This is a genomic window from Nonomuraea sp. NPDC050227, from assembly GCF_044459705.1.
Lineage (GTDB): Bacteria > Actinomycetota > Actinomycetes > Streptosporangiales > Streptosporangiaceae > Nonomuraea.
In genome coordinates this window covers 196,370-206,942 of sequence record NZ_JBITJF010000013.1, presented here as the reverse complement: position 1 = coordinate 206,942, position 10,573 = coordinate 196,370, and the positions used below count along the sequence as shown (strand labels likewise).

The window sequence follows — 10,573 nt, the reverse complement described above, 5'->3', positions numbered from 1 at the left end:
TCGCAGGCTGCCGTGAAGCTGGTCGGCCAGGATGGGCGGCCATGAGACCGACTTTCGCGCTGGGCGGGCTCGCCCTGGCCGTGCTCGTCGCCGGGTCGGGCCTGGCGCTGGCACTCCGCGACGACGACCCGCCCGCCGTCCGGGTACGGCTCGCCGCCGCCCAGCGGGGCCCGGTCACGGCCCTGGTCAGCGCCGCCGGCAACACTGTGGACGGTGCCCGCCGGGACCTGGCGTTCGGCTCGTCCGGCCCGGTGACCAAGGTGTACGTCAAGGTCGGGACCAAGGTGACCAAGGGCCAGGTGCTGGCCAGGATCGACGGACGAGGGGCCCGCGAGGCGTACGCAGCCGCCAAGGCCGACCTCTCCGCCGCCCAACAATCCCTCACCACCACCACCGCCAGCTCCACCGGAACGACCGGCCCCACCGGGACCAGGACCACCGGTTCGCCGTTCTCCGCCGGGTCGCCGAACGCCGGCAACTGCCCCACCCCGTCAGCCTCCTCGAAGCCCACACCGCCGGTCACTTCAAACCCCACCGCGACCACTGGTGGCACCGGCCCCGCCACCTCCCCCGCCCCGGACACCGGCGCCGCTGCCACTCCCGGCAGCGCCGCCACCCCTGGGGGCGCGACCGTCCCGGGGGCGACGGGCGGCCCTGGCACGGCTATCGGCGGAGGTTCGGCGGGCGAGGGCGTTTTCGGCCCGACCACCCCGCCTACCACCACCTCGCCCGCCACCACTCCGCCCACCACCGCCACGAGCGCCACGACCGCCACGACGACCACCGCCGCGCCTACCGGCGCACCCGCCACCAAGGCGAACAAGGCCGCCTCCCCCTCCTCCACGCGGACCTCCGGCGCGTCCCCAGCTCACAGCCGGCCCCCGACCGCGCCCCCCACCCCCACTCACGAGCCCTCCGAGCCCCAGCCCACGGTGACGGTCACCGCGACCGCCACGGTGACGGCGACGGTGACCGTGACGGCGACCCCGCCCGGCGGCGGCACCCCCGGAAGTAGCCAGACCCCCGGCACACCGTCCAACCCCGGCGAACCGTCCACACCGGGCGGCCCGTCCACCGCCGAGCCGCCCGCCACGGCCAGGCCCTCGACCACCGCGCCCCCGTCCGCGACCGCCAGGCCCACCACCAAGCCCACCGCGAAGGCCACCGCCAAGCCGCACGCGACGGCCTCCGCCCGTTCCACCGGCTCCTGCTCACCCGGCACGACCTCCCGGGACACCACCGCCAGGACCGCCACCACCCCCAAGGACGGCGCCAGGGGCGGGATCACCGAGGACCAGGCCGCCGCGAACGTCGACCGCGCCGAAGCCGCCCTTGAGGAGGCCGCCGACGCCGTGCGCGCCACCCGCATCGTGGCCCCCACCTCGGGCACCGTCCTGTCCGTGGCGGGCCGGGTCGGCGACACGGCCGGCACCGGCACCTTCATCAGCCTCGGCAACCTGAACGAGCTCCAGGTCCAGGCCATGGTCACCGAGTCCGACGTCAACCGGCTCAAGCTCGGCCAGCAGGCCGCCATCACCCTCGCCACCCGTCCCGGCGAGCGCCACGGCGGCACGGTCACCGCGATCGCCCCGACCGCCACGGTCGAGGACCGGCTCGTCCGCTACTCCGTCACCCTGGCCTTCGACGAGCCGCCCGCCGGGCTCATGCTCGGCCAGACCGCCACGGTGTCGGTGACCACCGCAGAGGCCAAGGACGCGATCTACGTCCCGGCCGCCGCCGTCCGCAGCCGTTCCGACGGCGCCCAGGTGGTCACCGTGCGCTCGGGCGGGCACGACGCCGCGAAGGTGGTCGGCACCGGCGTCCGCGGCGACCAGTACGTCCAGATCACCTCAGGTCTGGACGAACGGGACCAGGTCGTCATGTCCGGCACCACCACCGGCGAGTTCCCCGACGCGACCTGGCCGGGCGCCTGACCACCCGCCCCGGCTCCCAGCCGGCCCTCAGCCCGCTCCCAGCGAACCTTCAGCCGACGAGGCCCGCACCCCCGCAGCTCCCCGGCCGACGAAGACCGCCGATCCCGCCGTCCCCGGCCGGCGAAGGCTGCGTGCCCCGCCGGCCCTCAGCCATGGCGGGGCGCGGCCCGTCCGGCGGCTGAGCGGGGCGGTTCGGCCGGGATCGTGAGCCGGTGGGCGGTGCGGGCCCGCGCGCCGCGGCGGGAGATGTAGTCGAGCGTGCGGAAGTCCACCGACAGCTCGTCCCTGGTCAGCCGGGCCATGAGGTAGCCGCGCCGCTGGTCGATGTAGGAGATGTGCGGGTTCTCCTGCAGGGCCTCGGCGATCCACGTGCGGTCCCGGTAGCCGTCGCCGTCGCTGGCGATCGACGACGTCACCAGCTCCCTGGCCACCACCGGCGAGTCCGGGTCGTCGAAGTCGGTCTTGAGGTCGGCCAGGTGGTGCATGTGCGCGTCCCCGGTCAGGACGACGGGGTTCGAGGTGCCCGACAGCGACCCGAGCAGGCGGGTGCGCTCGGCGGCGTAGCCGTCCCAGGAGTCGAGGTTCACCTCGCGGCCCGGCCCGATCCTGTAGTCCCGCTGAGCCATCAGGATCTGCTGGCCCAGCAGGTTCCACCGGGCGCCGGACCCGCTCAGCCCCTCCTCCAGCCACCGCCACTGGGCGGACCCGAGCAGCGTGCGCCCGTCGGACAGCCGTTCGTCGCAGCCGGCCCGCACCCCGTCCAGGCAGGCCTGGTCGTCGCGGAACTGACGGGTGTCCAGCAGGTGGAAGCGGGCCAGCGTCCCCCAGGAGACGCGCCGGTTGATGCGCAGCACCGCTCCCTGGAGGCTGGCACGGCGCAGCGGCATGTTCTCGTAGTACGCGCGGAAGGCGTCGGCGCGGCGGCGGGCGAAGCCGGGCGCGCCGGTGCTGGAGACGGGGCCGGCCCAGTTGTTCTCGATCTCGTGATCGTCGAAGGCCACCAGCCAGGGCGCGACCGCGTGCGCGGCCTGCAGGTCGTGGTCGCTCTTGTACTGGGCGTGCCGCAGCCGGTAGTCGGCGAGGGTGGCGCACTTGCCCGGCGTGTGCGTGCGCACCCGGCCGGCCAGGGCGGTGTAGCCGCTGGGGCCGTACTCGTACATGTAGTCGCCGAGGAAGACGACCAGGTCGGGCTCCTGCTCGGCCAGGCGGCGGTAGGCGGTGTAGTAGCCGTGCTCGTAGTGCGCGCAGGCGGCCACGGCGAAGGTGAGCGGGCTCTCACCGGCGGGCGTCGTCCGGGTGCGGGCGGCGGGCGAGAGCCTGCCCTGGCTCCTGAACCGGTAGAAGTAGTCGCGGCCGGGCTCCAGCCCGTCCAGCTCGACGTGCACGCTGTGGGCGTCGCGCGGCCGGGCGGTCGCGGTGCCCGACCGCACGACCGAGGAGAACCGTTCGTCGGTGGCGACCTGCCAGTCGACCTCGACGTCGCGGGCGGGCATGCCGCCGCGGCCGTCGCCGCCGAGCGGGTCGACGGCCAGCCTGGTCCACAGGACGAAGCCGTCGGCGGAGGGGTCGCCGGAGGCCACGCCGAGGGTGAACGGATCGGATCTGAGTGTCGTGGCGGAGGCGGGCGAGGTGACGGCGCGGGGCGCGACGAGGCCGGCTGCCGCCGCTGTCAGGAACGTTCTGCGGTCCACGCTCCAGGTATGTCCGCCCGCGCTGACCCCGTCGTGGCCCCGTCATGACAGCGGAGTCAAGCGTGGGTGAACAGCGCCGGTCGCCCGGCGGGAGGCCGGCGGAGAGCCGGCGGGAGGTCAGCGGGGCAGCTCGCGCAGGGACTTGCGGAGCGCGGCGGCGCCGGTGAAGAGCACGCCGGTCATGCCCGCACGCTCGGCGCCCTCGACGTTCTCGGCCCGGTCGTCGACGAAGACGATCTCGGACGGGTCGGCGCCCAGCTCGCGGGCGACCTCGTCGAAGATCTCCCGGTCGGGTTTGACCAGGCCCATCCTGCCGCTGTAGAAGCGGTGGCCGATGGCGGCGATCCAGGGCAGCTCGTCGAGGCCGTCGGCCATGCACACGGGCATGTTGGACAGCAGCGCCACGCCGTCGCCCGCGTCGAGGACCTCACCGAGGACGGCGACCGTGCCCTCGTCGGGGTAGGCCCAGCTCGCGACGTCCATGGCCACCAGGCGGGCGACCTCGGACGGGGTGGCGGCCCGGTCCAGCACGGCCGACCAGTAGCCGACGGGGCTCAGGCTCGCCCGGTCGAACTCCAGGCGGTGCTCCCAGTAGCGGCGCAGGAACGCCTCGGGCTCCGCGCCGACGGCCCGCGCCATGGCCTCGACGTCGGCCGCGGGCTGCGGCAGGGACAGGACGTTGCCGTAGTCGAACACAATCCACGTCATGCAAGGAATGGTCGCAGATGCGGGTCGAGCGCCGGGCAGCCCAGGTATTTCTCGGCCGTGTGGAAGTCGATCCAGTCGAGGTTGACCAGCTCCTCGACGTCCACGCCGGTGAAGCTGGCGCGCAGGGCGGGCGGGATGGCGGCGATGTCGTCCTTGTCGGCGATGTTCACCCAGCGGGCGACGTTCTTGGGGCGTTCGCCGAGGCCGTTGACGGGGGCGGGCAGCAGGCGTTCGAAGACGACGTTGCGCATGCCGAGCGGGCTGCCGAGCGTCAGCAGCAGGTCGACGGGCAGGTCGGGGTTGGCCCACAGGGCCTCGTAGGCCACGACGCTGCCGAGCGAGTGGGCGATGACCACCCGCGGCCGGTTCCTGCGGATGGCGTCAGCCACGGCCAGCCGGCACTTCTCGCGCCGCTCCTGGTCGGTGAGGTAGACCGCGACCTCGGGCGCGAAAAGCTTGGCGAACGCCGCCGACCTGCTGTCGAGCTTGCCGAGCAGCCATCCGGTGAACGACTTGAGCGCGCCGGTGACGTGCTCGCCGAGCCCGAGGTCCTTGGCCCATTCGACGAGCACCTGCTGGGTGGCGGCCTCGACGCGGGCCGCCGCCTGCGGGGAGCTCTCCCCGGGCTTGGGGTCGCGCAGCAGGTGGGAGAAGTAGGCGACCTCGCTGAAGTAGGCGGCCGTCTCGCCGCCGAGCGCCGCGTGCAGGTAGCGGTCCCACTTGAGCCGCATGGCCGCGGCGGCCCCGGTGGCCGACCCGCCGGCCTCCAGGTAGTAGTTGTACTTGCCGATCCCGTGCACGCCCACGATGGCCGTCACAGCGCCTCCCCCTGACCGCTCGATCTTTCCGCGGATATTGGCATACGCCGCCCGTCCCCGCCCGTCAAGAGCCACCGGAGTTTAGTCTTGCCTAAAGGTTTAGGTAGAGCTAAAGTGGAGTCACGAGGACGGACAGCGTCGAGAGCGAGACCGACATGGCCTTTCGCCGGAACCCCCGTGACGAGGTGGGCGGTCTCGCCCAAGAGGTCGTCGACGAGATCACGTGGTACATGCGGGAACACAAGATCACCCGTGCCGATCTGGCCACGTCGCTGGGCGTCTCGCCCGGCCGGGTGAGCCAGATACTCTCCGGCGACGAGAACCTGACGCTGCGCACGCTCGGCGCGGTCGTCGACGCGCTCGGCGCTCGCCTGGAGCTCACGCTCGGCGACGCCGAGGACTCCCCCGCCGCCCTGGCCTGAGCGCCGGCCGCCACGCCCGGTCAGCGGGCGCGGGCGATGTGCTCGCCGCCGCGGGCCCGTGACGGCGGCACGTATCCCGGCAGCGAGCGGTAGCCGGCCCGGTAGGCCGCGGCCAGCAGGCGCAGCACGTCGTTCTCCGCGTCGTGCCGCAGCACGCCGTGCAGCCGGTGAAGGTTGCCGAGGTAGCGCTCGTACCTGGGGGTCCTGGTGTGGCGGGAGAGGGTGAGCGCGGTGGCCACCTTCGAGCGGGCGGCGCCGTCCTCGATCAGGGCGGCCACGTCCAGCCTGCGTTCGACGGCGTCCAGGCGGGCGTGCACCCGTTCGCGCCGCCGGTCGTCGGCCGACAGGCGCTCGCGGATGCGCTCGTGGTAGCGGGCCGCGGCCAGGCTCAGCTCGTAGACGTTCCAGGACGGGTCCACCCGCTTCTCGCACCAGACGCGCTCGTCCTCGGCCATCGCCTGGTCGAGCCGGGCCAGCAGCGACACCAACCAGAACGTGGCCGCCTCCCGGGCCAGCGAGCGCCGCTCGTCCTGCCTGGCGCGCATCTGGCCGAGCCACAGGCCGCTCGGCGCGGCCGCGCCCAGGACGGTGGCCAGCGAGTCGCTCAGCAGCGCGTGCCCGGCCAGCGCGACGCCGGCGGACAGACCGCCGGTGAGCAGGCTGATGGCGACCGCGAGCCGCCGCCCGGCGGGCCCGAAGGGCCGGCCCTTCCCCTGGCACCTCAGCAGCAGGAAGACGACGGCGGAGACCACGGCGAGCCCAACGGTCAGCGCCGCCTGCGCGACCCACTTCGGGTCCATGGAATGAGCCCTTCCCGCGAAATGTTCTCTCCATATTCGCAGCGAGGACAGTGATTGAAAATGCCGTTGCGGACGGCATATGTCGCTCATATACGGTGACACTCATCTGAGCAAGGCGCATTCATCCGGAACAGGAGCCACCACCATGCCCGGCCCGCTGGTCGTCAACGACTCGATCGTCATCCCCGACGCCGAGCTCGTCTGGCGTTTCTCCCGTTCCTCAGGTCCGGGCGGCCAGGGCGTCAACACCACCGACAGCCGGGTGGAGCTGATCTTCGACGTGGCCGCGAGCACCGCGATCCCGCCCGCGCTCAAGGCCCGCGCGCTCGACCGTCTGGGCGCCGGCACGATCATCGTCGTGGCCTCGGAGTACCGGTCCCAGCTGCGCAACCGGGAGGCCGCCGGTCACCGGCTGGCCCAGCGCGTCCGGGAGGCGGTCGCGCCGCCGCCCAAGCGCCGCCGCCCGACCAAGCCGAGCCGGGGCGCCGTCGAGCGCCGCATCGCGGGCAAGAAGCACCGTTCCGACGTCAAGCGCCTGCGCCGCGACCCTCACTGAGCCCGCCCCGGGAGCACGCCGGGATCAGAGCGAGAACGCCGGTTCCCTGACCCCCGCCGGGCAGAGCTGCCCGATCACCGCGCGCACCTGGCCGCGCAGCACCGGGTCGGTGAGGTGGCCGTCGTCGTCGAAGTGCGGGCAGGCCGGCGAGATGACCAGCTCGGCGCCCATGACGACCGCGTCCGCGCCCTGGAGCTGCTTGTAGAGCTCCGCCTGCGCCCACATCGCGCCGCACGCCCGCGCGCTGGCGCTCATCACCGCCACGTGCTTGCCGGACAGCACGTCGCCGGCCGAGAGCCATTCCAGCGTGTACGTCAGCTCCGGCGGCAGCAGGCTGTGCTCGGGAGCCGTCAGCAGCACCGCGTCCGCCCCGGCGACCAGCCCGAGCAGCTCCCTGGCCGCCACCGGCACCTTGCCCGGCTGGTACGGCGGGACGTCGCCCATCCCCGTCCAGATCTCGAACCGTACGCCTTCCGGCAGTTCGCCGCCCGCTGCGTCCAGCAATCTGTTGATGAAAGACCCCGCGTGGAGACTGGCGGCGATCCCGATGATTTTCACCTACTGCTCCCCAGGCGTTCCGGTGTCACCTGGAAACTTCCCGATGCCTCGGATGTCCAAGACCAGCCCGAGGTCAAAACCAGCTCAGTCTTCGCCTCAGCGCCGGTGACGCTCCTGGTCAGGCGGGCGTCGGAAGATCAGCGCGAGCACCCGCAGCACCATGATCGAGGCGATCACCAGCAGGTTGTAGCCGAGGAGCTGGTACAGGCTCGTGGTGCCGACCACGACGGGCCCGCCCTCAATGCCGAGCAGCAGCACCGCCATGAGCCCGGCCGTCGCGCCGAGCACGGTGAGCAGCACCTGGTGGACCAGCCCGGTGACGTAGCGGCGGTCGCGGTCGTCGGCCAGCAGCCGGACGTTCAGGCTGAACCTGCCGTGCTCGGCGGCGCTGGCGATGCGCTCGACCCGGCGCGGCAGGCGGCGCAGCATCGGCAGCAGCGCGGCCAGCTCCTGGCCCACGGCCTCCTTGACGGACTCCGGCCCGGCCCGCTCGGCCAGGTAACGCCCGGCGAACGCGCGGGCCTCGCCGATCAGGTTGAAGCCCGGCGACAGGCGCACGAGCGTGCCCTCCAGCGTGGCCAGGGCCCGGAAGACGGCGGCCACCTCGGGCGGGATGGACAGCCCGTACTCCGAGACGATCTTGAACAGGTCGGTGAACATCTGCACGCTGTCCATGCCGGGCCCGAGGTGCCTGGCCATGAACTGGCCGAGCGCCCGCTCCAGCGCCGCCTCGTCGATCTCCTCCGGCCGCGGGACGACCTCCAGCAGCGCGTCGGTGACGCCGAGCGGGTCCTGCCGGTTCATCGCGAGCAGGAAACGCTGCAGGGCCGAGCGGACGGAGCCGTCCAGGCGGCCGACCGAGCCGAAGTCGAGCAGGCCGAGCGTGCCGTCGTCGAGCAGCATGAGGTTGCCCGGGTGGGGGTCGGCGTGGAAGACGCCCTCGACGAGGATCTGCCTGAGCAGGCAGTCGAGCAGGTCGCGGGCCAGCGCGGGCCCCTGGCCGGGGGCGGCCGCGGTGACCGGCCCGCCCGACAGGCGCCGCATGACCAGCACCTGCTCGGTGCAGAGGGCGGGGAACGGCTCGGGGTAGGTGACGCCGCCGCTGCCGGAGGCGGCCACGGCGGCCATGTTGGCGGCCTCGACGCGGAAGTCCAGCTCCTCGCGGATGGCGACGGCGAACCCCTCGGCCAGGTCGCGCAGCCCCAGCGAACGCCCCCACCGGGTCCTGGACTCCAGCGTGGCGGCCAGCCGGCGGACGATGTCGAGGTCCTGGGCCACCACGCCCTCGATGCCCGGCCTGCGCACCTTGACCACGACGTCCTCGCCGGTGTGCAGGCGGGCGGTGTGGGCCTGGCCGATGGAGGCGGCGGCCAGCGGCGTCCGGTCGAAGGCGGCGAACACCTCCTCGACCGGCCCGCCCAGCTCGGCGGCGAGCACCGGCTCGATGCGCTCCCACGGCGCGGGGGCGACGTGGTCCTGCAGGCGGCCCAGCTCGTCGATGAACTCGGCCGGCAGCAGGTCGCGCCGGGTGGACAGCACCTGGCCGAGCTTGACGAAGGTGACGCCGCCGTCGTCGAGCGCCTGGCGCAGCGACCTGGCCAGGCGCACCTTGCCCGACCTGTCCTCCAGGCTCTCGCCACGGCCCCGCAGGTAGGGGCCGAGGCCGTGCCGGAATGCGATCCTGGTGATCTGCGAGTAGCGCCGGGCCCGGCGGATCCGGCCGCGCAGCGAGCGCAGCACCTCCAGCGGCCCCGGCACCGAGCCCGGCGGGACCAGCGCCTCGGCGAGCACCAGGATCACCATGGGGATGAGCACCATGCACATGGCGATCAGGAGCAGCAGCCCGAGCGCGCCCGCGTCGGGCGTGGTCTCCGGGTTGACCGGCCCGAACGAGGCGATCACCGGCGTCAGCATCGGCTGGGCCAGGCCCCAGGCCACCATCGCGGCCAGGAAGGTGCGTAACGCGCCGAACCTGACCCCGAGCAGGCGTTGGGCCGCCGTCGCCAGCAGCAGGATCATCACCAGGATGGCGAGCGAGACGAACAGCGTGCCCAGGAGCTCCATGAGGAGGGATCATGCCACGGCCGCGCAGGCGGCGGCCCGGCGGCGGCCCGGTGTCAGCCCCTGGCGGCGGCGCGGGCGCGGCGCTCGTCGCGGCGCTCGACGAACCTGGCGGCCGTGACCTCGGTCTTGGCCAGGAACGCCGACAGCTCCTCGCGGGCCCGCTCGCCCTCGGCGTCGAGCCCGGTCTTGTCGAAGACCGCCCACTGGCGCAGCACCGGCATGAGCACGTCGTCGAGGTGCAGGCGCAGGTCGTAGATGCCCTCGTGGGCGATGATCATGGCCTTGCGGGCGAAGCCCTCCATGCCCGTGCCGGGCATCTGGAAGGTGGTGACGACGTCGGTCACCGCGCGCATGGTCTGGTTGGGGTCGAGCTCGAAGGCCGCCTTGAGCAGGTTGCGGTAGAAGAGCATGTGCAGGTTCTCGTCGGCGGCGATGCGGGCGAGCAGGCGCTCGCAGCCCTCGTCGCCGGAGGCCCTGCCGGTGTTGCGGTGGGAGATGCGGGTGGCCAGCTCCTGGAAGGAGACGTAGGCGAGCTGCTGGAGCATGGTGTTGTACTCGGTGACGAAGCCCTGCTCCATGTGGTGCATGCGGGCCCGCTCCAGCGCGACCGGGTCGACCGCGCGGGTGACGGTGAGGTAGTCGCGCAGGGCGGTGCCGTGGCGGTCCTCCTCGGCGGTCCAGCGGTGGACCCACGTGCCCCACGCGCCGTCACGGCCGAACGTGGTGGCGATCTCGTGGTGGTAGCTGGGCAGGTTGTCCTCGGTGAGCAGGTTGACGATCAGCGAGATGCGGGCGGCCTCGGGGATCTTCGAGTCGCCCTCCTGCCACGCCTGGCCGCCGTAGATGCCGTCGAAGTCACGCCCTTCGCTCCACGGGATGTACTCGTGCGGGAACCACTCCTTGGCCGTCGCGTTGTGGCGATCGAGCTCCACGCCCACGACGGGTTCGAGCTCGTGCAGCAGTTCCGTCTGAGACATCGCCATAAAGATCTTCTCCTTCAGGTTACGGGACCGTAGGTTAGG

10 protein-coding genes are annotated in these 10,573 nt (G+C 73.0%); 3 read left to right on the top strand and 7 right to left on the bottom strand.

The features are described 5' to 3' along the window. Positions 1-41: 41 nt before the first annotated feature. Entirely contained in the window at positions 42-1,934 is a 1,893-nt protein-coding gene (locus ACIBK9_RS40720) for an efflux RND transporter periplasmic adaptor subunit (RefSeq protein WP_397164218.1), read from the top strand. A 146-nt stretch (positions 1,935-2,080) separates the two neighbouring features. Here the strand turns inward: ACIBK9_RS40720 and ACIBK9_RS40715 are convergent, their stop codons facing one another. From ACIBK9_RS40715 to ACIBK9_RS40705, 3 genes are all read right to left on the bottom strand, one after another. Beyond that, complete coding sequence (locus ACIBK9_RS40715; RefSeq protein WP_387669921.1) at positions 2,081-3,625, bottom strand: alkaline phosphatase D family protein; 1,545 nt, start codon at positions 3,623-3,625, stop codon at positions 2,081-2,083. A 117-nt stretch (positions 3,626-3,742) separates the two neighbouring features. Next, complete coding sequence (locus ACIBK9_RS40710; protein ID WP_397164216.1) at positions 3,743-4,333, bottom strand: HAD family hydrolase; 591 nt, start codon at positions 4,331-4,333, stop codon at positions 3,743-3,745. Then, the gene (locus ACIBK9_RS40705; protein WP_397164215.1) at positions 4,330-5,151 is read right to left on the bottom strand and encodes a hypothetical protein; all 822 of its coding nucleotides are present in this window, start codon (positions 5,149-5,151) and stop codon (positions 4,330-4,332) included. Before ACIBK9_RS40705 ends, ACIBK9_RS40710 begins: the two co-directional genes overlap by 4 nt. A 155-nt stretch (positions 5,152-5,306) precedes the next feature. On the opposite strand from ACIBK9_RS40705, the gene ACIBK9_RS40700 reads away from it, so the two are divergent. Further along, the gene (locus tag ACIBK9_RS40700) at positions 5,307-5,573 is read left to right on the top strand and encodes a helix-turn-helix domain-containing protein (RefSeq protein WP_387669925.1); all 267 of its coding nucleotides are present in this window, start codon (positions 5,307-5,309) and stop codon (positions 5,571-5,573) included. A gap of 20 nt (positions 5,574-5,593) precedes the next feature. On the opposite strand, the gene ACIBK9_RS40695 is transcribed toward ACIBK9_RS40700, so the two are convergent. After that, complete coding sequence (locus ACIBK9_RS40695) at positions 5,594-6,373, bottom strand: hypothetical protein (protein ID WP_397164213.1); 780 nt, start codon at positions 6,371-6,373, stop codon at positions 5,594-5,596. Positions 6,374-6,518: 145 nt separating this feature from the next. Between ACIBK9_RS40695 and arfB the strand changes: the two genes are divergently transcribed. Continuing rightward, a complete protein-coding gene (gene arfB / locus ACIBK9_RS40690) occupies positions 6,519-6,929 on the top strand; it encodes an alternative ribosome rescue aminoacyl-tRNA hydrolase ArfB (RefSeq protein ID WP_397164211.1) in 411 nt (136 codons plus the stop codon). A 24-nt stretch (positions 6,930-6,953) separates the two neighbouring features. Here the strand turns inward: arfB and ACIBK9_RS40685 are convergent, their stop codons facing one another. The 3 genes from ACIBK9_RS40685 to ACIBK9_RS40675 all read right to left on the bottom strand — a co-directional run bounded on the left by ACIBK9_RS40685 (position 6,954) and on the right by ACIBK9_RS40675 (position 10,534). Continuing rightward, entirely contained in the window at positions 6,954-7,487 is a 534-nt protein-coding gene (locus ACIBK9_RS40685; RefSeq protein WP_352327446.1) for an NAD(P)H-dependent oxidoreductase, read from the bottom strand. Between the two features lie 96 nt (positions 7,488-7,583). Then, on the bottom strand, positions 7,584-9,551 hold the full coding sequence (locus ACIBK9_RS40680; RefSeq protein WP_358293201.1) for an AarF/UbiB family protein: 1,968 nt from the start codon (positions 9,549-9,551) through the stop codon (positions 7,584-7,586). 53 nt (positions 9,552-9,604) lie between these two features. Further along, positions 9,605-10,534 carry an acyl-ACP desaturase gene (locus ACIBK9_RS40675; RefSeq protein ID WP_397164208.1) on the bottom strand — a complete coding sequence of 310 codons (930 nt, stop codon included), beginning with the start codon at positions 10,532-10,534 and terminating at the stop codon, positions 9,605-9,607. Positions 10,535-10,573: the final 39 nt, after the last annotated feature.